The organism is Rosistilla carotiformis, from assembly GCF_007753095.1.
GTDB classification, from domain to species: domain Bacteria; phylum Planctomycetota; class Planctomycetia; order Pirellulales; family Pirellulaceae; genus Rosistilla; species Rosistilla carotiformis.
On the sequence record NZ_CP036348.1, the window covers coordinates 172,530 to 197,522 of the forward strand.

Annotated in this window: 19 protein-coding genes; 12 read left to right on the forward strand and 7 right to left on the reverse strand. The window is 57.5% G+C overall.

Going from position 1 to position 24,993, the window contains the following annotated elements:
• Positions 1-90: 90 nt before the first annotated feature.
• From Poly24_RS00620 to Poly24_RS00635, 4 genes are all read right to left on the reverse strand, one after another.
• Entirely contained in the window at positions 91-1,845 is a 1,755-nt protein-coding gene (locus tag Poly24_RS00620; RefSeq protein ID WP_145088993.1) for a hypothetical protein, read from the reverse strand.
• Between the two features lie 401 nt (positions 1,846-2,246).
• A complete protein-coding gene (locus Poly24_RS00625; RefSeq protein WP_145088996.1) occupies positions 2,247-2,441 on the reverse strand; it encodes a hypothetical protein in 195 nt (64 codons plus the stop codon).
• A gap of 322 nt (positions 2,442-2,763) precedes the next feature.
• Entirely contained in the window at positions 2,764-4,224 is a 1,461-nt protein-coding gene (locus Poly24_RS00630) for a sigma-54-dependent transcriptional regulator (protein ID WP_145088999.1), read from the reverse strand.
• 86 nt (positions 4,225-4,310) lie between these two features.
• Positions 4,311-6,848, reverse strand: a complete 2,538-nt coding sequence (locus Poly24_RS00635) for a CHASE3 domain-containing protein (protein WP_145089002.1) — start codon at positions 6,846-6,848, stop codon at positions 4,311-4,313.
• A gap of 155 nt (positions 6,849-7,003) precedes the next feature.
• On the opposite strand from Poly24_RS00635, the gene Poly24_RS00640 reads away from it, so the two are divergent.
• Positions 7,004-7,477 carry a hypothetical protein gene (locus Poly24_RS00640; RefSeq protein WP_145089005.1) on the forward strand — a complete coding sequence of 158 codons (474 nt, stop codon included), beginning with the start codon at positions 7,004-7,006 and terminating at the stop codon, positions 7,475-7,477.
• Positions 7,478-7,829: 352 nt separating this feature from the next.
• Here the strand turns inward: Poly24_RS00640 and Poly24_RS00645 are convergent, their stop codons facing one another.
• Positions 7,830-8,321, reverse strand: coding sequence for a HEAT repeat domain-containing protein (locus Poly24_RS00645; RefSeq protein ID WP_231753393.1), 492 nt, complete (start codon positions 8,319-8,321; stop codon positions 7,830-7,832).
• A gap of 381 nt (positions 8,322-8,702) precedes the next feature.
• Here Poly24_RS00645 and Poly24_RS00650 point away from each other — a divergent pair, with 381 nt between their 5' ends.
• The 10 genes from Poly24_RS00650 (at position 8,703) to Poly24_RS00690 (ending at position 20,673) form a co-directional block, all read left to right on the forward strand.
• Positions 8,703-9,071: a SpoIIAA family protein gene (locus Poly24_RS00650; protein WP_145089011.1), complete on the forward strand. Its 369-nt coding sequence runs from the start codon at positions 8,703-8,705 to the stop codon at positions 9,069-9,071.
• Positions 9,072-9,272: 201 nt separating this feature from the next.
• Positions 9,273-11,111 (forward strand): DUF3472 domain-containing protein, encoded by a 1,839-nt coding sequence (locus Poly24_RS00655; protein WP_231753394.1) that lies wholly within the window; start codon positions 9,273-9,275, stop codon positions 11,109-11,111.
• Between the two features lie 830 nt (positions 11,112-11,941).
• Positions 11,942-13,144, forward strand: coding sequence for an AAA family ATPase (locus Poly24_RS00660; protein WP_197452221.1), 1,203 nt, complete (start codon positions 11,942-11,944; stop codon positions 13,142-13,144).
• Positions 13,145-13,186: 42 nt separating this feature from the next.
• Positions 13,187-14,536 (forward strand): CpaF family protein, encoded by a 1,350-nt coding sequence (locus Poly24_RS00665; protein ID WP_145089019.1) that lies wholly within the window; start codon positions 13,187-13,189, stop codon positions 14,534-14,536.
• A 42-nt stretch (positions 14,537-14,578) separates the two neighbouring features.
• On the forward strand, positions 14,579-15,547 hold the full coding sequence (locus Poly24_RS00670; RefSeq protein ID WP_145089022.1) for a type II secretion system F family protein: 969 nt from the start codon (positions 14,579-14,581) through the stop codon (positions 15,545-15,547).
• Between the two features lie 12 nt (positions 15,548-15,559).
• A complete protein-coding gene (locus tag Poly24_RS00675) occupies positions 15,560-16,507 on the forward strand; it encodes a type II secretion system F family protein (RefSeq protein ID WP_145089024.1) in 948 nt (315 codons plus the stop codon).
• A 7-nt stretch (positions 16,508-16,514) separates the two neighbouring features.
• Positions 16,515-16,955: a TadE family protein gene (locus Poly24_RS00680; RefSeq protein WP_197452222.1), complete on the forward strand. Its 441-nt coding sequence runs from the start codon at positions 16,515-16,517 to the stop codon at positions 16,953-16,955.
• 21 nt (positions 16,956-16,976) lie between these two features.
• Positions 16,977-17,438, forward strand: coding sequence for a TadE/TadG family type IV pilus assembly protein (locus Poly24_RS26805; RefSeq protein ID WP_197452223.1), 462 nt, complete (start codon positions 16,977-16,979; stop codon positions 17,436-17,438).
• Complete coding sequence (locus Poly24_RS00685; protein ID WP_197452224.1) at positions 17,435-18,937, forward strand: pilus assembly protein TadG-related protein; 1,503 nt, start codon at positions 17,435-17,437, stop codon at positions 18,935-18,937. The genes Poly24_RS26805 and Poly24_RS00685 overlap by 4 nt, the downstream gene beginning before the upstream one ends.
• 419 nt (positions 18,938-19,356) lie before the next feature.
• On the forward strand, positions 19,357-20,673 hold the full coding sequence (locus tag Poly24_RS00690) for a formylmethanofuran dehydrogenase subunit B (RefSeq protein ID WP_145089032.1): 1,317 nt from the start codon (positions 19,357-19,359) through the stop codon (positions 20,671-20,673).
• Between the two features lie 96 nt (positions 20,674-20,769).
• Here the strand turns inward: Poly24_RS00690 and Poly24_RS00695 are convergent, their stop codons facing one another.
• A complete protein-coding gene (locus tag Poly24_RS00695; protein ID WP_145089035.1) occupies positions 20,770-21,939 on the reverse strand; it encodes a XylR family transcriptional regulator in 1,170 nt (389 codons plus the stop codon).
• 255 nt (positions 21,940-22,194) lie between these two features.
• Between Poly24_RS00695 and Poly24_RS00700 the strand changes: the two genes are divergently transcribed.
• The gene (locus Poly24_RS00700; protein WP_145089038.1) at positions 22,195-23,313 is read left to right on the forward strand and encodes a Gfo/Idh/MocA family protein; all 1,119 of its coding nucleotides are present in this window, start codon (positions 22,195-22,197) and stop codon (positions 23,311-23,313) included.
• 467 nt (positions 23,314-23,780) lie between these two features.
• On the opposite strand, the gene Poly24_RS00705 is transcribed toward Poly24_RS00700, so the two are convergent.
• Complete coding sequence (locus Poly24_RS00705; RefSeq protein ID WP_145089042.1) at positions 23,781-24,911, reverse strand: CpaF family protein; 1,131 nt, start codon at positions 24,909-24,911, stop codon at positions 23,781-23,783.
• Between the last annotated feature and the right edge of the window lie 82 nt (positions 24,912-24,993).

Genomic DNA, 24,993 nt, shown 5'->3' on the forward strand with positions numbered 1-24,993 from the left:
GGGGAAGCAACGAAAAAGACCCGCGAATTGAATTCGCGGGTCTACGTGATGGGCCGATGTTTGGCAGATGGCGCGGTGGTGAATCCCCAATTAAAAGTATCGATTCCAGAACAATCGCAACTCGCCATCAAAGACTTGATCCGCTCGGTTTCCAATCGGAAGGGCATAGCCGGCGGTAAAGTTGTGGTTGTTTCTCACTTCAAAATGGTTGCCCACCACCAGCGTCAGGTTCTGAACACCGTCCCCCGTTTCACCCAGCGTAACGGCGCCGCGGGTGATGGTTTCGTTGGCTTCAAGTGAATTGGAGGTGTGGACTTCGAGCATGGGGACGATCGATGTCAGCAATTTTTCACGGTGTTCGCCCCGTTTTCGCAGCCAGTAGCCGAATGAGATATCGGTGTACAGCAACGTGGTATCGCGAATTCGGCCCGCGTCGACACGGTTGGCTCCCGCGGCCTGCGGATTGATAAAGACGCGGTTGCCGCGTACATCGACGTCCACTTGCACGAATCCTTGGACAAACAGACGCTCGGTCAATTGCATCATGTATCCGAAAAACGGCAGCAGGTGGACTGTCGAGTTGTTGACTTTGATCAGCTGGGTGCCGTCGGTCAAGGAAATATCCAGATCGTCCGCGGTGGGGGCGGTGACACCAATCCCCATCGACCAGAGTGAGTTTTCCGTTTCCAGCAACTTCTGTTTGAAGACCATAAACAGATCGCCAAACTCAATGTCTTTGCTGGTGATGCCATCTAAGGCAAATCCGCTCGACAGCGTGCTCGCGAATGGCGTGCGAAGCTCAAACGACGAATTCTTATCGAGCATGACTTCAAAACCGGGGCTGAATCGGTGGACGCCGACGCCTTCAGGACGCAACGGCACATCGTCGAAATAGCTGTAGTTCACAAAGACGCGGTTGCGCGGAATGGGGCTGCTGTTCTCACCGATCTTCAGGCGACCGACGACGGTCGCGCTGGGATTCGGAATCTCGATCGTTTGTGTAAACAACGCCGATACGTTCCAGATTTCGCCGTCGAGGTAGCCATCGGTACCGGGACCGTACGTTGCCGTCGCACTTTCAAACTCGGTGCCCGTGGGGGGCGTTAGCGGTCCGCCAGGGATCGACTCCACGACATCAAAGGTGTCGACACCATCGCCGCCGCCCAACTCATCCCGTCCCGCACCGACGCTCTGGAAGTCGGGGACACTGTCTCCCGGTGTGATGTCGAAGGTTAGGCTGGCGGACGGACTGCCGGGTAAACCAGTACCGGGAACAATCGTTCCTATCGTCGTGTAAGGACGAATGATATTGATCGTTGCCGTCGATGTGTTGCCGCCCCAGTTGAGGTCGATCGTCGGTGGCACTGCTGCGAAGACCGAGGCCGTGGTCACGGGCGATTGAGGCGTGAAGTTCGCGAAATCGTTGACGTTGGGGGCGGGCGTGTTATTCGGCGATTGGTTGGAAACCGGCGGCTGTTGAGCCACGTCCTGGTTTCCATTCGGTGCCGGAGTGACGGGCGGTGGCGTGGGGACGGTCCCAGGTGCACCGGATTGAGGTGGCGTCGCCAGCCCATTTCCCGTCGGATTTGACGGCGGGAGGCCCGGGGATGCGTGTTGATGTTGGGAATCCAGTGGCGTGCCGCATTGGGGACAGCATCGCTGCAGGTCCCGGTAGCACTGCTGTCCGCACTGGCAACGAACTCCATTGCGATGCGCGACCGGTTGAATCATGCGGGTGCCGGTGACGTCCCCGTCACCGATCGCAAGGCGTTGTGTGTATTGCCCCAGTGCGGGCGCTGTGCAGACGCATGCTGCGGTCAGTGCAAGAATTCGAATCGATTTCATGTTATTTTCGCCAGCTTGGAACTGTAATTCCGGAAGCGCAAACTACGACGCCCCATACCACCCTATCGGCGATCCCTACCAGCTGAATAAACGTATTTTTCGCGCTAGGTGGTAAAACCGGAACCGGTGGGTGGTTTTATAAAATGCGAACGAAAACTTGATTTCTTGAAGGAGTCGCGTGATTTTAGCGCGATCTTGCGATGGACGAGATTGCATTGGAGCGAGGGCTCCAATGCGTGAACCCGAGTAGAGGACGCGCAAAAAGCCCCAACAGAAGCTGCCGGAAGGCGGATGCGGGGCGACATCAGCCATCGGTGGTGGCGGTGCTTTCCGTTGGGGCAGGGCGCGGTGGGGTGCATCGCGGAGAGATCGACGACGCTAGCAACGGCGGGCGAAGTGAACTAGGTTCCTTTGAGTTCGCGGCCGACCTGTTTGCGGATCTCGTACATGATCATTTGCTCTTCGGTCATCTCCACCTGAGCCGTGGGGCGAGGCTGAGCCGAGGGTGCCGAGGTGTTGGGTGCGGCGGCGACGGGGATGACGTAGGTGCTGCCCGAGAGTGCGGCGAGAAAATAGCGAGATAGTGAACGTGACATCTTTTAGGCTCTCCATTGAAAGGGGGGATTCCTTGAAGCCAATTCTTGGAACGGAGAGAGCCTTCATGCACAGGGCGGGCCAAATTCGAAACGCTCGCTGTAGAAACCCGCTAGCCTTTGCGGAAACCGAGTGTTTTGCAATGCCAAATCATCTGGCTTGGCTGGCCATCCGGCAGCTTGCAATTCGAGAGGCAAGCGGAAACGGCGGCTAAAAAGTGAACGCCGCGGATAAAGAGTGCCCACAATCTGCCAGCGGCAATCGCTCCGCCGGCGGTCGGTTGCCGGCAATCACTTCGAGCGAAGATCGATGAATCGCGAGCCGTTAGTTTTCGGTTACTGAGGCGGAGCGTTCGACCGACATGCCGAGCGATTCGAGCCGGGCGCGGAGCGTGGTGCGGGTGATTCCCAGTCGCTTGGCAGCTTGGGTTAAGTTGCCATCGGTGTGCCGCAGCACTTCGGCAAAGATCTCTCGCTCGGCGATGCTGACCAGATCGCGGTGGATATCTTCGCTTCCCGCCTGCAGACGTTGGCGGGTCATTTCAGCGAAGTTAAAGGTGTTGGTCGTCGAGCCGGTCGATGTGGAAACTCGCCCGCTATCGTGAGCCGCCGGTTCGCGGATCACATCGGGAAGAAACGCCGGGACGATCACGGGGCCGGTCGCTTCGAGCAACGCGTGTTTGACAGCGCTCTGCAATTCGCGGACGTTGCCGGGCCAGCGGTATTGCGTCAATAGATTCATCGCTTCCTTGGCGAATCCAGTGATCTGTTTCCCCAGTTCGGCGGCGAAGCGATTCAAGAAATGGTTCGCCAACAGCGCGATGTCGTCACCGCGTTCGCGCAGCGGCGGAAGTTTGATCGTGTAGACGTTTAAGCGGTAGAACAGATCGCTGCGGAAGTCTTTGCTCTGGATCGCTTGTTCCAGATCGCGATTGGTCGCCGCGATGATCCGCGCGTTGGTGTGGATCGTTTCGCTGCCGCCGACGCGTTCAAACGTTTGATCCTGCAAGACTCGCAAGATCTTGGTCTGCATCAACGGCGTCATGTCGCCGATCTCGTCCAAAAAGAGCGTACCGTCGTTGCAAAGTTCAAACTTGCCGACCCGCTTTCGTTCGGCTCCCGTAAACGCTCCCTTTTCGTGGCCAAAGAGTTCACTTTCGAGCAATTGTTCGGGGATCGCGGCGCAATTGATCGCCAGGAAGCGGCCGGCGGCGCGGCTGCTGTATTGATAGATCGCCCGGGCGATCACCTCTTTGCCTGTGCCACTTTCACCCAGGATCAACGCGGTCACGTTTTGGCCGGCGACACGGCCGACCGAACGATAAACCTCTTGCATCGCCGGGCACGCACCGATCAACAGGTCGGTCGACGCATCGACCGCTTGATCCTCGGCCGACGGATCGGGAACCATCGCGGGAGTTCGCGTCATGCGACTGGTTTCAGCCGCGTCGCAGACCAGCGGGATCAGGGTGTCGGGATCCAACGGTTTGAGAATGTATTCGAACGCGCCTCGCTGCATCGCTTCGATCGCGGTTCCCGCCGTGCCGCGGCCGGTCATCAGAATGATCGGCACTTTGGGGTCGATCCGGTGCAGCTTTTCAAACGCCTCCATCCCCGACATGTCGGGCAAACGAATGTCGCACAGCACGACATCCGGTGGCGATTCGAGGAACGCGGCGATCCCAGCTTCCGCCGTCAAGCTGGAGATGACTTGGTCGCCGGGAAACGCCATCGCGATCGTTTCGCAGATCAGAGGTTCGTCGTCGATAATCAGTAGTTGCATCATGCCGTGGCTCGTTGCTGCTCGTTCGACTCTTCTCGGATCCAAGCGGGGATTGCCAAGACGCGAAGCCCGCCCACCGAGGGCGATCGCTACGCGTCCAGAACGTTTCGGAGCATGTTTAAAAGTTGTTCGTCGGTATAAGGTTTAGGAAGGAAGCCGTCGACGTCGACCAGCCGGCCACCGCTGCTGCCGGGGCGCCGCAAGCCGCTGCTGGCGATCACGCGGACGTTTGGGTTGAGCTCACGCAGGGCGTCTTTTGTGTCCAGGCCATCCATCCCTGGCATCATCATATCAAGTAACACGCAATCGATCTCATCGCCACGGTTCTGGAAAATGGCGACCGCTTCGGCGCCGCTGCGAGCTGCGACCGTGCGGTAGCGATTCGATTGCAGCGTCTCGCACGAGGTTTCCACGATCAGCGATTCATCGTCGACGATCAGGATTAATTCGCCATTCCCTTTGGGAGGTTGGTGGTTTTCGACCCTCGCGGCGGGAACCTTCGGCTGCGTCAGTTTTGACGAGGGAAGGTAGACGGAAAAGATCGTTCCGGCCAGCGGTTCGCTGTAGACGGTGACGTCGCCGCCGAAGGATCGCACGATTCCGAGTGTCGTGGCCAGCCCCAGACCGGTTCCTTTGCCCTGAGCTTTTGTCGTGAAGAAGGGGTCGAAGATTCGTTCGATCACCTCTTTGGGAATCCCTTCTCCGGTGTCGGCAACCGTCAGCAGAACGTGTGGCCCGGTGTTGAGGTTGTCGCTGTGCGAGGCACGCGACGGATCGACGTAAAAATTTTCGACTTGGATGTCCAACCGGCCGCCGCTGGGCATCGCATCGCGGGCGTTGATCGCCAGGTTCATCAGCACCTGCGAAAGTTCGGTGCTGTCGGCGTGGATCAGATCGAGCGTGTCGGGGATGCTGATCTGCAGGTCGATCGTCTTCTGTAGCGTGTGGCTGAGGATCTCTTCCAGCTCGTTAAGGATCTCGCGCAGATCGACCTCTTCGCTTTGCGTTTGATCACCGCCAGCAAAGGCCAGCAGCTTTTGAATCATCTGCGCCCCACGCTGGGCGCTGGTGACGATCGTGTCGTGTAAACGGCTTGCGTTGGGGCTGCCTTGTTTCAACAGCTTGCCACTCATCAGGATCGGGGTCAGCACGTTGTTCAAATCGTGTGCGACACCGCCGGCCAACGTGCCGATACTTTCGAGCCGCTGGCTGCGACGCTCTTTCGCTTCTTCCCGTTTGCGGTCCGAGACATCGATACTCAAGATCAGCTGAGCCGTCGGTTCGCCCTGTTCGTTCCGCAGCAGCGATCGCCGTTGTTCGACAATCCGTTGGCGGCCATCGGCTGTCCGCTGCGTAAATTCGGCCGAGTAGTCCCCCGCGGCCAGCGTGGCGTCGCGGCCCGCATCCCACAGCGGTCGATCATCGGGAAACAATAGCTGCGCCGCGTTCTTGCCAAGCGCTTCGGATTTGGACAGTCCGTACAAACGATGGGCCCCTTCGTTCCACGACAGGATCCGATCCTCTTTGTCGCAAACCAAAACCGCATCGCGAACCTGGTCCAGGATCAGCGTGTGTTGCCGCAGCTTGGCGTTCAGGTCGCGCGATTGGCTGACGTCGGCCAGGATCAACGTCAAGAAATCCTCTTCGCCCGACCGCGTCTTGGTGATCTCCCCCTCGCAGGGAAACTCCTCGCCATTGCTGCGCAGCCCGACGCCGTCGGTGAACGGCATCGACGATTCCGACGAATCGAGAAACTTCTGCACCCGTTGGCGGATACCTTCTCTTCGCTGGTGAGGAACAAAATTCAACAGCGATTGTCCGACCGATGTCGAGCCGTCGATGCCCCACATCGCCGCCGCGGCGGGATTGGTCAGGCGGATCCCAAAGTCGCGGTTGAAGGCGATGATCCCGTCGTTGGCCGAATTGATGACCGCCGCGAGTTCGGATTGTTTTGCGTCGAGCCGCGTTTCGGCGCTGTCCCGTTTTTTGCGATCGACGTGTGCAACAAAGCCAGCGATCACGATCAATCCCAACGCGATGGCATGCCCGGCCATGATCGCTGTTCGCGACACCTCCGCATCGTGTTCGGAGGCCGCTTCGCGTTGGGCTAACAGCTCCCCTTCGTGGGTTAGGATTTTTTTGGCGACATCGCGCAGCTTTTCCATCGTCCCTTCCCCTTCGCCCGACTTGACGATCTCGATGACCTGATCGCCGATCGGTTCGTTGGGGGCTTCGCTGCGCAGCTGGATCGTATGGGCGAGGTATTCGTGTTTTTGTTCGACCAGTTGTTGCATCTCGTCGAGATGTTTCAGCTGGATTGGATTGTCGGCTGTCAGATCTCGCAACCGCGCGAACCCAGCTTGGATCTGTTCGACACCGATCCGATAGGGATCCAGGTAGATCGGATTGCCGGTCAATAGATAACCCCGTTGCCCGGTTTGCATGTCTTTGACCGACGAGAGCAGTTGGTGTGTCGCTTCGCGGACGGCATGCGATTTGGCGATCCGTTGTTCGACTTCGCGCACGGCAAAGGTGTTGCGAAAGGTCACGATGCCAAAGACAGCAACGGCGATGAAGGAGGCAATGATCGCCAGGGTGAGCCAATAGTTGGGTTTTGTTCGAGACATGCATTTGTCTTTCGTAGCCGCTTGCGGTCGATAGGCAGCGGGGAGGCCCGGCGAAGTGGACGTCGCTTTCGCGTCGCTGGCACGCGATGTGCTTATTCACGGGAGGCTGGCATCGATGTTTACATTTTTCCATCTTTCTCGATTCGGAGCCACCGGTGACTACTCGGAACAAACGGATGCAGGCGGCCAATGCAATCGACGCCGCTTACGAAATGGGGCGGAACCGATGGCGGGGATGCGACTGGAACACGTCGTTTGGTTCGATGGGCTTGGATCTCAACGGGATGAAGCCGCATCAGACGCGATGGTTGGCCGGTGCCACGTCGGGGGAGGAAGCCAAACATTGGGAACAGGCAGCGGAGTGGTTGGATCGCGTTGCTCGTGATGCTCAACAGGCGGAGGCTGCCGCGGCCGAAGCGGCCGCGGCGTGGCAAGCGGATGAGCGAACGTTGGCGTTGGAAAAGATCCGGGCAGCTGTCGCGTTGGAGGCACGCTATCGCAATCCCTTCATCTGGAAACCGCTGCTGAACGCGATCACCAACTCGATCAGACTCAATCTCACATCGCAGTGGTCAACTTATGGCCGGGACGCACAAAACTCAGCCGGTTTCCTTGCCAAGAACAGTTAAATAGGCGACTCCACTGGATTGGTGCGCGTCCTGCAGTGTGGTCTGTCTCTCGCGGCGCCGAAGGACTGGTGATTCATGTTCAGGAGATGCTCCCCCGCATACCGAGGCGAATAGCAAGGGCAAGCCGAAATCTCGCCGCCGCTGAACTCCGCAAGCACCGTCATCGTTAATCGGTAGTCGATGGTCGACCGAGGGCAGCGGCGGCTTCTTTTCTTGGAGCGAGTTTTCGTGAGAGGGGAGTTTGCCAGTCTGGGGATGGAGATTTTGTTGCGTGATTCGGAGACCGATTCTTGCTGTCAACGCTGTCTCCGAGTGCTTCGCCAGTGTCAACCGTTTGCGTCACAGGCATTGGCTATGGGGCGAGTCGGGGGACGTCCATTTGTTGCATCGCCTTGTAGGTGGCTACCGGACCGGACAGCTTTGGCGCGGCACCTTCCAATGCATTCATCACAAACTTGACAACGTCCCGTCGGATTCCACGCCGCGAGAACTCTTTTAATGCATGGTGGGCGGCGCGGTGAAACTCTCCCGAGCGGCTCGATCGAATCAGCCCTCCGAGCACCGCCGACAGACCAACTTCTCCCATTCCGGCAACGCCTTCGGCTGCCACCCAAGCGACGTCGCTGTCGCTGTCGTCCATCGCATGGACCAGGGGGGAAGAGGCGGAGGAATCACCGATCTCCGACAACGCCTTGGCCGCTTCCCAGCGGACTTGATGTCGTCGATCGTCCAGTTTGGCGATCAGCGCCAACATCACCTCATCGCTCTTTGCGTCGATCAGTGCATGTCGTGCCTTCTCGCGAACGACGCCGTCGGGGGAAGCGAGTCGCTCGATCGTGGACATTATTTCCGATGGATTCATGGTGTTTTGAGCCCTTTTGGTACGAGACGTTCTGGCGAGCTTTCCGGTTAAAACAGACCGTCAGCCGACGTGTGATGCACGATTTGATTAACCGATGCAAATAGCGGGCCGCAGGGCGGTGCCGAGGGTCTGGATTGCAAGATGCCAACAAAACGGAATGCCTCTCCCGGGCGAGCCTGGTTAGAAAATGGCCGCGCCGATAACACTTTGCACTGTTGTCCAGCTGGATACCCTCTGTGGCGGCATCCGTCATGGGGATTGGGAGCATTGGTATGACGTGTGCACTCGATTGCCAGGGTGCTCAAAGAGGCAAAGAATTGTGGATGAACGCATCCCTCCACCTTTTTACAAAGGAGTATCGAGATGTCATTTGTTATCACCGAACACGCCGAGGGACAGGTGGTCGAGATCCAGTTGACCGGCAAGTTGTCCAAGGAAGCGTACGAAAAGTTTGTTCCGATGACCGAAGCGAAGATCGCCGAATATGGGAAGGTGCGGATGTTGGTGATCATGCACGATTTTCACGGCTGGGAAGCGGGAGCATTGTGGGAAGATATCAAGTTCGATTTCAAGCACTTCAACCACATCGAACGGCTCGCCATCGTCGGCGAATCGAAGTGGGAAAAGGGAATGACCGTCTTCTGTCGTCCCTTCACCACCGCCAAGATCAAATACTTCGATCACGACGAGATCGGTGCGGCCCGCGAGTGGATCCACGAATCGAACGACTGAGTCTTTGTTGCCGAAGCATCGCATGAGAGAACGAGATTTCGCAGCGACGGGGCCAAAGCGAACACGATGATGTCGCCGCAAGCGTCAGGATGGGCTCGCCAAGCGTATCGTGGTTTTCGATTGATGCAATCGTTGTTGTCTCCCCGACCCGGTAGTACGATGGTGTTCCATTTGTGTGGTGCACTTCGGGATACATGAGTGATGCAAGCGAACTTGGTTCTCACCTCCGCCATTCTCATTGTCGCAACTTTCCCAATCGCTGGGCGCTCGGCCGAGCCGGTGGTGCAGTTCCTTGCCGGCTCGGAAGGAGTCGATGGTGCGGAGATCGTCTACAACGGCCAAGCGGCCGCCGACGGACGGATCGTATTCAACGCAACCAACGGCTTCTTCGATGAAGGGGCTTTCGTTGCATCGGGTTCACTGGCGATGGTGCGCGAAGATGACGGCTTGATTGCTGAGTCATTTGAGTCGTTGCAATTCCGGAACGTGGAGAAAACGGGATCCGCCCAATGGTACCTTTGGATCGCGTCGCCCGGGACAATCGAGGCCAAGCTGTTTTTGCAGTTGCCGTCGCAGCAAGCGCAAACGCGTTGGCAGATCCAGTGGGGCGAAGAAGTGCAATCGTTGGACCTTGGGGCGTCGGATGGGCTCGCCGGGATTCCGATTTCCTTCGATGTGAAGCAGCCAGGCAAGCTCCGCGTTGCACTGAAGTGTTTGACTGAACCGTTGCCGATGGAAACAGAGATCCACCGAATCGAATTGAGCGGTCCGGCGATTCGCGATGCCAAACTTTTGCGCGTCCGTTGGCGGCCAGCCGCCGTTCATACACGGTTCTACGCACCGCCGGAGTGTCGGCAGCCGACGATGTGGGTTTTTGAGACCGAATGTGTTACGCCGGTTTCCAGTTATTCACCGATCACGACACCGTTCGGCTATTTTGGGACAAGTTTTGTCGATGGAAAGATTCCTCCCGAGGTTAGCTACAATTTTTCGATGTGGGCCGCAGGCAGCAAGGCTGCCGAAGCGCCTCCGTTGGAATCGATGCCGCAATTGCTCGCTACCGGGCATCCCGAGGCAAGGTTCAGCAGTTTTGGTCACGAAGGGACGGGCTTGAAGATCCGCGATGCGGTGGTTTATCCAGGCGGAGCCGATCGCGCTATCCAGGCATTTCGCGTGACGGCTCAAGGGGATGTCTTCACCTATTACGGTTACATCTACAACGAAGCGCAGCAACGGTGGGTGTTGTTTGCCGTTGGCAGCCAACCGAAAAAGAGCCCGAAGGATGAACCCTTTTTAACCTCGACCGGTTCGTTCTGTGAAATTCCTGGGCCGCCTCGCGTTCAACGAACCGGTGATGTGCAACGCGTGATCCGGCGGCGGGGCTGGTTTTATGGCAGCGACCGACGTTGGTATCTGGCAAGTTTGCCGTCGCCCGCGGAGCAGACCAAAACGAAGCGAGCTCGGTTGGACCGCGCCGCGGCGAATCGTGGCGAACTGCCGATCGCACTGAATAAGTACACCCGCTACGCGGACAACTATCGAACCGAAGGTTGGATTGAATCGGCGACCGGTGGGATGGAGTGTTATCGGGCGGAGAGCATTCCAAAACCACAGGGGAACCGGGGAGGGATGAGGCTGCCGGCGTATCTTGCGAACGAGAAGGTCGCTCAATTGTTCGCGATGCCGGTCGAATTTGGAGAGGCGGAAGCGAAGTCGATCGCCGCGCATTCGGCGACGATCGATTACCCGTTGATCCAAGCGGGCAAAGGGGCCAAGGCGGTACTCTATTACGGTACGCAAGATTGTTTAACTTTCCGCCGTCCCGAAAAAGTAGGTGGCAGTGGGGTCCAAGGGGATGTTTTTAGTGAAGATCGAACTTGGCAATTTGCGACTCCGCTGCAGGACGTCCGCAGTGGCAGCAACGCGTTCCGTCTCAGCGAATTGAAACCGGGAACAACCTATCACTACCGTCTGTTCGTAACCAATTCCGAAGGGCAAAGCTGGGACTTTGTCTCGAGTTCCTTCAAGACGTTGGATTAGCGTCCAATTCTTCTCTTTTACGCTTCCAGCATCCAGTGGCGGGTAGATGCTTGCCACTTGGAAATGGTGGTAAACACTCGGACGTCGTGAGCGGTCTCACTTGCTGTGGTTGCCAACCTGTGTCGCAATCGATCACCAGGTCGATTTGGCATCCAGTCACGATGTGGGACAAAACGCTCTCGAAGGCAACGGTCTGAATCACGATTTGATATGGATGGAAATCCTCATCGGTTTCGGTTGTTGTGCGCTAGGCGATCGGACGGATTGCCAGTAATTCGCCTGCCCAAGGCTATGGGATGTTTGGTGGAATCGCGTCTGCAAATCGCTTCGGAATAGCTTTTGCGAATAAAGTTGCGGTAAATACTAATTTTCGTTTTGGGTTCTGGCTTGCGCTAGAACATCTCGTAAGTGATGGCAAATCTTTCTTGCGAACAATTGGGTGCGGCTTGCCGCACGTAATCGCGAAACACTCAATCGACCCATCATAGATAGTACTAGCGACACATGGTTTAACTCGTGGACAAAGGGCTGTTGTAGTCCAAGCGTCCCAATGCAAACGCAACGCGTCGTTCTATCAAACCGTTAATTAGGGTCGGGATTGCGGCGCACTGCGATGTGACTTCCCGCAACCCTTTCCAGTTGCGATGCATTCCCCATTATGTGGTCCTACGGTTGTTGTGCTGTAAATGGTCATGTTGCGGTTTGTTCTAACAGGACGAATTTGTGGGGCCGGTGATAGGCGTTTGAGGATTGCGCCACACACTCGGTTCGTCGAGTACGCATCGAATGATCTTCAATCCTCGCGTTTCCAACAATATGAAAATAACAACATGTTGCGTGCACACTGCGTCATCGCCATCGAGTCACCTTCGTTATCCGATCGTCTTGAACAAAGCCTGAAGCAGGTTCCTCTGACATGTGCTCGCGTTGCGTCGGGCCAGTGTGAAGCGATACTTTCGGCAGCGAAGGAAAACGCGGCTACAGGGTTCATCTTTTTGCAACTCTCCGATTCAACAAGCAATTTGAAATCGTTGATTCATCGCCTGCGTTCGTCTTTAGATACCCGAATTGTGGTCGTCGGAAACGCAACCACCGGGCGTCAGGTAATCGAAATCATTCGCGCTGGCGCCGATGATTTTGTCGACGAGAAAGACGATCTGCAACGCGAAATAGGGCTGCTCGTAAAACGGGCGGCGCCAGGCACTGTACAGAATCAACGCAAATCGGAATTGATTACTGTCACCTCCAGTTGTGGTGGCTGCGGTGCAAGTTCTTTGGCCGTCAATATCGCCGCCCAATACGCTCACAAATATGGCGAGTGTGGATTGGTTGATCTGCAGATGCACGGGGGGGATTTGGCAACGCTGCTAAGGCTGAGTCCGCGGCACACCATCTCCAAAATGTTAGCCAACAACCATCCGTTGGCTCCCGAAATGGTTCAGCAAGCCCTCACCAAGCACGAAACAGGAATCAGTTTGTTAGCCGGTGCCGACCCGTTGACCTATTTGCCGTCGAGCAGTCCTGAAACAATCCGTAGTATCGTTCGTTCGATGACAACAAACTTTCAGCGGGTCGTCGTCGAATTGGAAGATATTTCGCATCGCGAACAACTGGCAGCGCTATCGGACAGCGATCAGGTTGTTCTCATTTTTCGCATGCATTTTCCCGCACTGGCACGCGCACACCGCTTCTTCGAAAGCATCGAACGCTTTGGCGTCGACCCCGACAAGGTTCGTATCGTCGCATCGCAAGTTGGCCAGTCTGGCGAAGTTCCGATTGGCCACGCGGAGAAGATCTTTGGACGCAAAATCGATGCCTGCATCAGCAACGATGTCTGTCCGATGAATCAAGCGGTCAATCTGGGAATTCCGGTGGTGCTCGATTCGCCAAAATCACAATGCAGTCGGGACTACATGGCATTGGTTCAATTGTTGGACGGCGAAACGCCTCTGCCATCGAACACGCGATGGAACGTTGGCGCACTCCTGAAATCGACGTTTGGTTCTTCTCGCCAAGTACCAGCACTCTCCTAATCTCTATCACTTCAACAAGAACGTCTGTGGGATCAACGAACAATGAATCAAGCGACTCTATCTCCGAACAACAGCCTTGAACGCCGCGAACGACTGCAACGCGTGCGTGGTGAGATTCACGACCAATTGGTTGCCCGCATCGATATGTCGGCATTGCGGAACATCAAACCCGAATTGATGCGAGACCAATTGCGACTTGGCGCTCAAGAGTTGTGTCGTTTCCACTCCGATTTGTTAACCCATGCCGAGCAGGAAGAGATCGTCGAAGACCTGCTTTATGAGATGTTAGGACTCGGGCCGATCGAGGTCTTGATGAACGATCCAACGATCTCCGACATTCTTATCAACGGCCCCAATTCCGTCTTCGTCGAACGCCGCGGGATGTTGGAAGAGACGCAGGTTCGATTTCAGAGCTTGGATCACTTGGTCAATATCGTGCAACGCGTGGCCAGTCGCGTGGGGCGTCGCATCGATGAATCGAGTCCCATGGTCGACGCTCGATTGCCCGATGGCAGCCGATTGAATGCCGTCATCCGACCGCTAGCGCTCGAAGGGGCATTGGTCTCGATTCGCAAATTTGCCACTCGCCCGATGACCGCCGCCGACTTTGTCAAACGGCGTGTGGCGACGCCGGAGATGTTGGGTTTTCTGGCCGCTTGTATCGCCGCCAAATTGAACATCGTGATCTCGGGAGGCACCGGCAGTGGGAAGACGACCCTTTTAAACATGTTGTCCAGCCACATCCCTCAGGGCGAGCGGATCGCGACAATCGAAGACGCCGCCGAGTTACAGCTGCAGCAATCGCATGTCGCTCGGATGGAGACGCGCCCTGCGAACCTGGAAGGTCGCGGAGAAGTCACCGCCAGCGACTTGCTGAAAAATGCCCTGCGGATGCGTCCCGATCGAATCATCATCGGCGAATGCCGCGGCGTGGAAGCGTTTGACATGCTGCAAGCCATGAGTACCGGACACGCCGGCAGCATGACAACGATCCACTCCAACGACACTCGAGATGCGATCAATCGCTTAGAGATGCTGGTCGGGATGGCGGCTCCCGAACTGCCGATGTGGTTTGTTCATCGACAGATCGCATCGTCGATCAATATCGTGATCCAGACCCAGCGATTGGCGGGTGGCACTCGGAAGATCACACAGATATCGGAGATCACCGGCACGCAGAATGATGCGATCAACATGCATGATCTGTTTACGTTTCAACAGACAGGAGTTGCCGAGAACGGGCAGGTGGAAGGCCATTTCGAGGCTTGTGGAATTATGCCGAAGTGTCTCCCGCGACTCCGGTCGGCTGGCGTCCACATCGATGCGGAGATGTTTCGGCAACGCCGCATGGAAGTGGATATGGAACAGATGCAAGCGTATCGGATTCAGTAGTTTTTCCTGTTGTTACACCTGCGACGTTTCGGATTCACCCCAATGACTCATTCCCAACTACAGATCATTATCTTCATCAGCAGCACGCTGTTGATCCTTGCCCTCCAGAGTCTCATCTACGAGTTGTTCTATCGCTATCGACAGCGTGTCGCCCAGCGTTTGAACGACGATCTTGGACTTTCCGAAGCGCGTGCGACCGATCAGGTGCAACTGTTTCGCAACGTCTCTAGCGTGAAGGAAACGGTTTCGTTGCGCGAACGCTGGCAACATGGGTTGGGGCGTCTGTTGGAACAATCGGGGACCCAAATCACGATGTCACAATTGGTCTATGGCAGCCTGGGGCTGGCTTGTCTGATGGGCGTGATTCTGTTTGGCGTGAGCCGTATTTTACACGGGCCGGTCGTTGGTTTTGTGGTCGCAGGCTGGATTGCCGGCGGTCTCGCGATCCCCGTGTTTGTCTGGATGCGATATCAATCGCGACGCGGCAAGATCTACCGTCAGCTTCCTTATACGCTGGAATTGATCAACCGTTCGGTCCGCTCGGGACAAACGATGCCGGCAGCATTTCAAATGGTAGCCAACGAAGTCGAAGCGCCGTTGGGTGAGGAGTTCGCCTACTGCATCGATCAACAGCACATGGGGTTGAGCATCGAAGTCGCCGCCCGCAGCCTCGCATCGCGAACCGAAATTGTCGAACTGCAGATCTTTGCTGTCGCCCTCACCATCCATGCTCGCACTGGCGGCAGTTTGGCCGATCTGTTGGACAACCTTTCCGATACCGTACGTCGCCGTCTGAAGCTGCAGATGAAGGTGCAAGCGTTGACGGCGGAGGGACGTTTGCAGGCGACGACGCTTGTGCTGCTGCCGATCGTTTCGTTGATCGGATTGGCGATCCTCAATCGCCCCTACGTAAGTACTTTGTTCGAAACGCCATCGCTGTTGGCACTGGCTGCGGGGGCGCAATGCCTCGGCGGGGTGTGGATTTATTACACAACACGGATTTCTTACTAGGAGGCTCCTATCATGCTTACCCTGTTCACCATCTTTGCGTTCATTTCGGTCAGCCTGTTCGTCTATTGTTTGGCGTTGCCGTTTTGCGGCCACGACAGCGCAATCGACCGGCGGTGCGAATCGTTGACACGTAAATCGCAGACGATTTCGACGGAGTCGGCCGAAGGGGGATCGATCTTTCGCGAAAGCTCTGCCGATCGAAACGCCAAGCGGCAGCAACCGCTTCGCAGCCGATTGGTCGGCCTGTTGGCGGCGCGCCCCGACGATTGGAAACGCTTGCAAAAACTGCTTTCCCACGCCGGATTTTATCGTCATTCACATCTCGTCCGCTGTATTGCCATGACCTATGCATTGGCCGCGGCGCCACCGATCGCGCTGTTGGCGATGGCGTTTACCGGAGGCGTTGGATATGGAACGGCGCTTGCCGCAGGAGCGTTGTTTGGGTTCGTCGGTTTGCTGATGCCGCAGGCTTGGCTCGGGCGCCGCGTTCGCCAACGGCACATCGCGTTTTGCAAAGGCCTGCCCGATTTCCTCGACCTGACTTCGGTCTGCCTGCGCGGCGGTCTCAGCCTGCACGCGACGTTGCCTCAGGTTCATCGCGAACTCCAACAGGCCCATCCAGTGATGGGGGATGAGCTGAGCATTGTGCAGAGCGAGATGGCACTTGGATCGTCTCCCGAAGCGGCACTGCAGCAGTTTGCGACCCGCACAGGATATGAACCGCTTCGCACGCTGAGCACCTTTGTCACGCAATCGCAGAAGATTGGTACCGAGTTGTGCGAATCGATCAAAGTGATCAGCGAGACGTTGCGCGAACAACGCGAAATGGATGCCGAGGAGTCGGCGCAAAAGGCAGGCGTCAAAGTCCTGCTTCCCACGATGCTTCTCATTCTGCCAGCGACGTTTGTCGTCTTGGCTGGGCCCGCAGCGATTGAGGTGTGCCGTGCATTTTCCAAATAAGACACGGATGAAACCGGCTGATTTGAAGACCATGCGACGCCGGGCGCCACGACGTGCGGTGGCGGCGATCGAACTTGCGATCGCCCTGCCGATGGTGATGCTGTTCACACTCGCTTGCGCCGACCTGGGGCGCGTGGTTCATCTGAAGGTCGCTTTGTCCAACGCCACCCGTGTCGCTGCCGAATACGGAGCGATGCGGAAGGTGACGTCGATCAATCGCGATGAATGGACCGCGGGAATCCAGCAAGCCTTTGCGTCCGATCTGTACGCGACTGCGGCCTTTGCCGATATCGAAACGACCGTCGTTGCCGATACCGAAGAGGCCGAAATGGGGCTGTATCGCGTGCGCGTCGAGTCGCAGTGTGCGTTTGTGCCGGCTGTCGATTGGCCGGGCATCCCTTCTTCGATCGATTTGGAAGCATCCGTCGTGATGCTGCAGCTTCGCTAACCTTCGCTGGAGTATCGATCGATGAACCGTAAATTGAATCGTTGTGCTGTCTCCCGTCGTCGCGGCGCCTACACCTTGGAAGTCGCGATCACGATGTTGATCTTCCTGGGGGCGCTGCTTGCGATGTTGGAGTTTGCACTGGTCTCGCTGCGTTACAACGCGTTGGGAGAATCGGCGCGGCGGATCGCAAGAGTTGTGATCGTTCGCGGCGAACAGGCGACTCCCGAACAGAGCGTTCTGGGGCCGACAGCCTATGTTGGCACCGCGGATGACAGCTCCGATATCGCCGCTGCGGCGCGAGAGCTGTTGGTGACGATGCCGCCCGAAGATGTGGACATTCGAGTCGAGTGGCTCGATGCGGACACGCGCGAAGGGGACCGCGTGTCGATTCAACTCTCCTACCTCCACAACCCCATCCTGCCGGGATTGCTGGGATCTGCCAAGACGCTTTCTGCGACAACTGTAACGAGGATCGTCCATTGAACACGCACGCCAATCCACCGTCGTCTCTCCAATCGCGCCGGATCAAACCTACGACGCGAACTGGGAAGGTCTTCGTCTTTTTGTGCGTTGCCCTGCCGGGTGTCTTTGCGGTTTTGGCTCTCGTGTTTGATGCCGGTTTGATGATGACGGTATCGCGCGACTACCAGAACACAACCGACGCGGCAGCTTATGCCGCGGCGACATGGGGGATGATGGGAGGGGACGAGGGTTCGATCAACGCGATCAGTACGGAATACGTTCAATCGCACAACGCGTTGCCCGACGCCAACGTGACCACCAACAGCCCGCCCAGCTCGGGGCCCTACCAGGGAGTTGCAGGATTCTCCGAAGTGATCGTCCAGGGGGAAAGCCCCAGCTATTTTCTGCAGCGTTTTGCGGCAGGCGGACAGCAAACGATTACGACCCGAGCTGTGGCGGGAACGAAAACGTCGACATCGCCCGCGGCGATCATGCTGTTGGATGTCGATCCCGCCCCGATCTCCGTCGCCTCGATTTTGACTCTGCCGCTCTATCCAAGTCTGCTCGGCGGTTTGGAAGTCTTGGGGCTCGGCACGTTGACTGTCGACGGTGCGATCTTGAGTAACAACACATGGGGCGGTGTCGACGAATATGGCGAACAGGCGGGCGAAACCCATGGGCCACCCTATTCGATCGCCTGTACCCCGGTTCTGCCCCTGACGTGTGTTCGGGCAAGCGACATTCGCACCGCCGGCGGCGTCGACCGCCTTCTGTATTATGATCCTCTGCCCGGCGTCGATACGCTCAACTTAAGAGCCAACCGGATGCCGATGCCCGATCCGATGGGGAACCTGGCACCGCCATCGACAGCATCGGATCCGGACAACGTCGAAGTGGACGATCACGGCGGCGTGCTGGTCACACTCAATATCCTCAAGCCGCTGGGAACGGTGCTCAAGCCGGGCGTCTACGACTGGATCGACGTCACCGCCGGGATCGCTCGTTTTGAACCGGGGGTCTACATCATCCGGGGCAAGCACCCGATCACGGGGATCGCGCTCAGCATCACCGGAGGCATCGTGTATGCCGATGGCGTGATGTTTTATGTGACCAGCAACAGCAGCTACAATCCGGCGTCCGGTCTTCCCGACGCCGCGGAGGATCGCGAGACGGCGCCGCCCAATACGGTTGGCGCTCAATTGCCCAGCGTGCTGATCTCGCCCTTGCCCGGCAGCCGGCTGTCGGGATTGAACGATCCGAGCAGTCCCTACCACGGAATGCTGCTGTATCAACGGCCGCGCGATCGTCGGCCGATCACGATCCTCAGCTTGCAGGCCCTTGGCATCACCCAGTTCTCTGGAACGGTCTACTCGCGTTGGGGGCACGCGATCCTGGCGGGCAGCGGAACCTTCAACTCCTCTTTTGCCGTCGGGACGATGCGCGTTGTCACTCTTGGCAACATCTCGCTGAGCCCGTCGGCATATTTTCCCGCCGCATCGGATGTTTATCTCGTCGAGTAGTGGTTCGGAAATCGAATCGCTAGGATTCGACTGGTCCTGCGTAGCGTAGTGAATCGCTTGCAGCTGGTCGACCATCACGTCGTGCAGCACCCGCTTCGTGCCGTCGCTCCATTGGACCTCCAGGTTGTCGGTCCATTGGGCAGGCACCTCTGCGTGACACTTGATGCAATGCGGATCGTCCATCATCGCAAACAACACTTAACCAATAAGCACCTCGCGGCGATCAGGCAGCGAAGCGTGACAAGACGGAACACGATGAACTACTCTCGGGTGAATCAAACGAACCCGGCACGCCTAAACTGAGGAAACCAGCCCCGCGTCGCTGACGCGGGCTGTCGATTTTCGATATTCTTAGTTGGACGGTCGTCGATTCGTCCCTATTCGTTTGTTGATCCCCCCAGTCACACAGGAGTTGTCGCTTGTCCGAAACCTGGAATCACGTCGCCTGTCCGGGTTGCAGTTGTCTCTGCGATGATCTTTCCGTGCAGTTCGACGGCGATCGGCTTTTGTCGTTCGAACCGGCGTGCCCGCGCGGAGAACAGTGGTTTCGCTCACGATGCGAATCGGAGCCTCGCGGACCGCAGGTCGCCGGAGTCGATGTCGACTACGATTCCGCCCTCGCCGTGGCGGTCGAGATCCTTCGCGCCGCCGACTATCCGCTGATCTATGGACTTTCCCAAAGTGCGACGCCCGGTCAACGCGCGGCGATCGCTTTGGCGGATGCCTTGGGCGGCGTGGTCGATACGACCGCTTCTTTGGATCACTCCGCCGCGATCATGGCATTGCAGGAGGTTGGCGAAGTCACCTGCACACTAGGCGAGATCCGCAATCGCGCCGATCTTGTCATCTTCTGGGGTTGCGATCCGGCAAGCTCCCATCCGCGACATGCGGAACGCTATTCGATTCATCCTCGCGGCCGTTGGTTGCCCGGCGGACGAGCCGACCGCACCGTGGTGATGATCGGCACCGCAGGGCAAGTTGAACAATGTCGATTGGACGCCGAGGGGACGACGCCGGACATCACGATTGCGATCCCGCCGGGACAGGATTTTGAAACCCTTTCGATGCTGCGACGCCTCATCCGCGGAGACCAAGTCGCCGATGTACCGGCACCGCTGGAACAACTGGTTCCGCTGATGAAGGGCTGCAAATATGGAGTCTTCTTTTATGGGCTGGGGCTCGGCGGCGACGCCGACCGCGAGGTGGCGACGACAGCGCCAATCGATCACGTGAACGTTGCGGCACTGCTGCAATTGGTCGCCGAACTCAATCGGTTCGCCCGATTCACGGCCCGGCGGATGGGGCGGCACGGGGAGGTTTCGGGAGCGGACAATGTCGTCTGTTGGCAGACCGGATATCCTTTTGCGGTCGATTTCTCTTGCGGTTACCCGCGTCACAATCCGAGCGAGTTCTCTGCCGATGGGCTGCTGGCGCGAGGCGATGTCGACGCGGTGGTTTTGGTGGGTGCCGAAACGATTCCTAGGTTCTCGGCGGCCGCACGAAAACATCTGGAATCGATCCCCACTATTCTGTTAGACCATCCCGGTTCGCAATCGCTGTTCCAGCCGACGGTCGAATTCAGCACCGCGGTCTACGGTCTCCACGCGGCCGGAACGACCTTTCGGATGGACAATGTGCCGATCGCCCTGCGAGCGATGGTGCCGACGAAGCTGCCTAACGATGCCGACGTGCTGAGCGATCTGATGAATGCGTTAGCGATCGAAGGGCCCGTTTAGAAGAGGCTGGGGCCGAGCTGCTGCACTCTTCGTCACGACCTCCGGCTGCTATCTTTGGATCGCTTCGAGATACTCCTCATCGATCGCGCCGCCGTTTCAAGTCGATGTCTTCGCCGATTGGCGGTATTTGCTCGGTTGAACTCCAACGACGTTCTTGAATGCCACCGAGAGGTATTCGTCGTGGCGGTATCCGGTGCGGCGAGCGATCTCGGCGAGCGAGAGATCGGTTTGCACCAGCAGTTGTTTGACGCGATCGATCTTCAGCCGCGTGATCTCTTCGTGCGGCGAGCGCCCCAGGATTTTGAGGAACCGTTTTTCCAGCACTCGCCGCGAGACAGGGACCTCGTTCAGCACGTCGACAACTTTGATTCCGTCGCAAGCGTGCTCGCGGATAAAACGGACCGCCGCGGCGACATCGGGATCGTCGGTCGCCAAGATGTCGGTCGACTGGCGAGTCTGAATTCCCAACGGTTCCAGCAAAACCTTCTCCGCCCCGATCGTGTCTCCCGCCATCATCCGGTCCAGCATTGCCGCGGCTTCGTATCCGGTCCGCCGCGTGTTGCAACTGACGCTCGAAAGCGGCGGGTCGGCGAGGTCGCACAACAAGCGGTCGTTGTCGACACCAAGCACGGCGATCTGTTCGGGAACGGCGATGTTCAGCTCGCGGCAGACGTCCAGCAATTGCTGCGCTTTGATGTCGTAACAGGCAAAGATTCCGATCGGATGCGGCAGTTGCTCGACCCATTGGGCGAGCCGCGCCCGTTCGCTGTTCCACGAGTATTCGGGATCGTGGCGGGGGATCGAATCGTATTGGTAATAGGTACCGCCGGCTTGCTGGACGTATTGCTCGAAGGCTTGTTGCCGCCACTGCGACCAATTGAATCCCGAATCGCCACAGAAGGCGAGGTGCCGGAAACCTCGCTCGACAAGATGTTCGACGGCGATCCGAGCGATCGCATCGTCGTCGGTTTCGACCCAGGGGACGCCGGGCAGATGGCGAGCCGCGCTGACATCGACGACTGGGCACTGGGTGCGCCGAATCGCTTGAGCGATCTCGTCGGTCTCGATCCGAGCGATGATGCCATCTCCCTGCCAACGTTGCAGCCAGTCGGGCGGCCGCGCGCCACGTTCCTGCTCCGGCAACACCAGCGACCAGCGTTGATGTTGCTGGATGTAATCGATGATGCCAGCCAAGACGCCGCGGGCGTAGGCGTTGGATGTTTCGACTAGCAGAGCCACTGAGCGACGCTGTTGCACAATCTTCATGGCTTCCGTTGGATTCCGTAGGTCCGCTGAGCAGTGATCGAGCCGAGGATCCATTATGGCAGCTAACTCTTTCGGGGGTGCGAGTGTTCGGTGAAAAAACTCAAATGTTGTGCGCACAAGCTCATGGCTTGAAATCCGGTACGGCCGATAATGTTTCCGTCGGTTGCGGTTTGTTGCCGCCCAGCTGCCGTTGTCGGAAACGTCGGCTGCCCGATGAGTGGACCGAAATCTAAGATGTGCGACAGGTAGAGCTGGATGAACGGAAAAGTAAACGGGGCGATGATTGGGCTGGGGTTTGGAGCTGAGTTTTTGCCGATCTATGCGGCGCATCCTCAGGCGAACATCGGGGCGATCTGCCGCCGCAACGCTGCCGAACTGGAGAAGACGGGGAATCAGTTCGGGATCGAAAAGCGATACACCGACTACGACGCCGTCCTTGCCGATCCCGAGATCGATTTTGTCCACATCAACAGCCCGATCCCCGACCACGCCTGGATGACGCTCAAGGCGTTGGACGCGGGCAAGCATGTGATGTGCACCGTTCCGATGGCGACGACGATCGAGGATTGCCAGAAGATCGTCGAGAAGGTCAAAGCGACGGGGCTCAAATACATGATGGCCGAAACGGTTGTCTACAGCCGCGAGTATCTGTTCATCAAAGAGATGTTCACCAAGGGAGAGTTGGGGAAGATCCAGCACTTGGCCGCTTCGCATCCGCAAGACATGGACGGCTGGCCAAGCTATTGGGAACAGATGATCCCGATGCATTACGCCACGCATGCGGTCAGTCCCTGTCTGGGCTTGGTCGATGGACTGGCAGAATACGTCAGCTGCTTCGGGTCGGGAACGGTCCGCGACGACATCGCGGAGAAGTCGGGGAACAAGTTCGCCGTCGAAAGTTGTCACATCAAGGTCAAGGATAGCGATCTGACGGCGCACATCTGGCGATTCTTATACGACGTTGCTCGACAGTACCGCGAGAGTTTTGATGTCTACGGAACGAAGAAGAGTTTTGAGTGGACGCTTGTGGAAAACGAACCGCACGTGCTTCATACCGCCAAGAAACCGGAGCCGGAGATTGCGGAGAAGGTGGAGGTGCCCGATTATGCCCATCTGTTACCCGCCGAGATTCAGAAGTTCACGCAACCGGCGGAGATTCACGATTCCGAACACCTCTCCTTTATCCAAGGTGGCGGTCACGGCGGTTCACATCCGCACTTGGTGCACGAGTTCGTTTCGGCATTAAAGGAGGATCGCGATCCGATGCCCAATGCGGTGACCAGCGCCAACTGGACCTGCGTTGGAATCTGTGCGCATCAATCGGCGCTTCGCGGCGGTGAGATCGTTCGCCTGCCCGAGTTCACATTGGGCTAAGTCGTCGCCCATATTCCCGTTGCAGATTGTCGCCTTTCGTTCCGCGAAAGTGCGCTCGCCCTAAGCGTCTCTATAGCGATTCAAGGTGAGATTCATTCGTGCACATCCTTTGTTGGTTGAGTTCACGACACACCTCGCTCCCGAACGTGAAACGCTGCAACGATCCTCTTGTTTTTTGGGCCTGTACCGTTGCGGGTGGAGCAAGCGCCCTGCGTTTGCGTTTCCACTTTTCGTGCAACAGATTCGCTATCGCGCCGTGGATTTAGATCGGTAATCGGAATTTGAAACGATCGAGTTGGTGAAGGGCACTGTTGATTCGGTACCGGACGTGATGGTGTGACTGTCGGATGATTGGCAGATTCTCCGCATTACATTCGGAACCTGCAGATTCAATCTGTCGGACGTCGCCACCACGCCTTTGCGTTGGACAGCTTGCCGCGAGGTGATTTCTCGAGACGGCTAGGCGTTTATTGCTCGGCTTCGCTTCCGTTGGGGGGAAGCACGGACCGGCAGAGATCGATGGTGTTGCCGAAACCCAGCGCGTAGGCCTCTTTTGAAAACGTGGCAACGTTGCCGGTGGGCTGCATCGCACCGATGAGCATCCCGTCGTCATCGCGTCCGGTCGTTTGGAATTCGTATAACGGATGGGCGATGTACATGCCTTGGTCGTCGAGTCCGAGGATCTCTTCGATCGAATGGACGCGGCGTGAACCGTCGTCGTAGCGGCGGAGCTGAATCACAAGATGGACTGCCGACGCGACTTGGCGTCGGGCGACATGGACGGGCATGTCGACGCCCGACATCAGGCACATCGTCTCTAGGCGAATCATCGCGTCCAGCGGTGTGTTGGCGTGCGTTGTTGTCAACGCACCGGCGTGTCCCGAGAGCATCGATTGGATCATGTCCAACGCTTCACCGCGTCGAACTTCACCGACGACGATCCGGTCGGGACGCATCCGCAGCGAATCGACAAACAGATCTTGAATGCTGACCCGCCCGCGACCATCGGGGGCGGCGGGTTGCGCTTCCAGATAGACGGTGTGGGGTTGATGCAACTGGAGCTCGGAACTGTCTTCGATAACGACGATCCGTTCGTGCTCGGGGATCGACGCCGAGAGCGCATTGAGCATCGACGTCTTGCCGGTGCCGGTGCCTCCGCTGATGATCGTGTTCTTGTGAATCTGCACCACGATCTTTAGGAATTCCGCGGCAGCGGCGCTCAGGCTGCCCCAGTCGACCAAAGAATCCAAGTTGAACGTCGAGCGTTTGAACTTGCGTATCGAGACGTGCGGCCCGCCTCGGGAGCTGGGAGGGATGATCACGTGGACGCGGGATCCGTCGGGCAGGCGAGCGTCCATGCTGTGGTTGTCGCGGTCGACGATTCGGTTGACAAATTCCGCGATGTTGCGTACTGCGGCCATTAACGAAGCTTCGTCGGGAAACCGCAGTTCCGACCGATACAAGCGGCCCGCCTTTTCAAAGAAGATCGTTTCGTGGCCGTTGATTAGAATTTCTGATACGTCGTCATCGTCCAGCAGAGGTTTGATAGGCAACAGAAAGTGTCGCGTCGTCTCTTCGTAAATCTTGATCGTTTCCATAAAATTCCCTGCATGAGGTTCGCGTTCGGTTGTATGGGGGATAGAATCAGCGACAGTTGTAAGGCGATTGTACCCCCTGGCT

Coding starts and splice junctions, on each gene's coding strand:
- Poly24_RS00620 (WP_145088993.1), bottom strand. CDS start 1,845: ATGAAATCGATTCGAATTCTTGCACTGACCGCAGCATGCGTCTGCACA.
- Poly24_RS00625 (WP_145088996.1), bottom strand. CDS start 2,441: ATGTCACGTTCACTATCTCGCTATTTTCTCGCCGCACTCTCGGGCAGC.
- Poly24_RS00630 (WP_145088999.1), bottom strand. CDS start 4,224: ATGATGCAACTACTGATTATCGACGACGAACCTCTGATCTGCGAAACG.
- Poly24_RS00635 (WP_145089002.1), bottom strand. CDS start 6,848: ATGTCTCGAACAAAACCCAACTATTGGCTCACCCTGGCGATCATTGCC.
- Poly24_RS00645 (WP_231753393.1), bottom strand. CDS start 8,321: ATGTCCACGATCGAGCGACTCGCTTCCCCCGACGGCGTCGTTCGCGAG.
- Poly24_RS00650 (WP_145089011.1), top strand. CDS start 8,703: ATGTCATTTGTTATCACCGAACACGCCGAGGGACAGGTGGTCGAGATC.
- Poly24_RS00655 (WP_231753394.1), top strand. CDS start 9,273: ATGCAAGCGAACTTGGTTCTCACCTCCGCCATTCTCATTGTCGCAACT.
- Poly24_RS00660 (WP_197452221.1), top strand. CDS start 11,942: ATGTTGCGTGCACACTGCGTCATCGCCATCGAGTCACCTTCGTTATCC.
- Poly24_RS00665 (WP_145089019.1), top strand. CDS start 13,187: ATGAATCAAGCGACTCTATCTCCGAACAACAGCCTTGAACGCCGCGAA.
- Poly24_RS00670 (WP_145089022.1), top strand. CDS start 14,579: ATGACTCATTCCCAACTACAGATCATTATCTTCATCAGCAGCACGCTG.
- Poly24_RS00675 (WP_145089024.1), top strand. CDS start 15,560: ATGCTTACCCTGTTCACCATCTTTGCGTTCATTTCGGTCAGCCTGTTC.
- Poly24_RS00680 (WP_197452222.1), top strand. CDS start 16,515: ATGAAACCGGCTGATTTGAAGACCATGCGACGCCGGGCGCCACGACGT.
- Poly24_RS26805 (WP_197452223.1), top strand. CDS start 16,977: ATGAACCGTAAATTGAATCGTTGTGCTGTCTCCCGTCGTCGCGGCGCC.
- Poly24_RS00695 (WP_145089035.1), bottom strand. CDS start 21,939: ATGAAGATTGTGCAACAGCGTCGCTCAGTGGCTCTGCTAGTCGAAACA.
- Poly24_RS00700 (WP_145089038.1), top strand. CDS start 22,195: ATGAACGGAAAAGTAAACGGGGCGATGATTGGGCTGGGGTTTGGAGCT.
- Poly24_RS00705 (WP_145089042.1), bottom strand. CDS start 24,911: ATGGAAACGATCAAGATTTACGAAGAGACGACGCGACACTTTCTGTTG.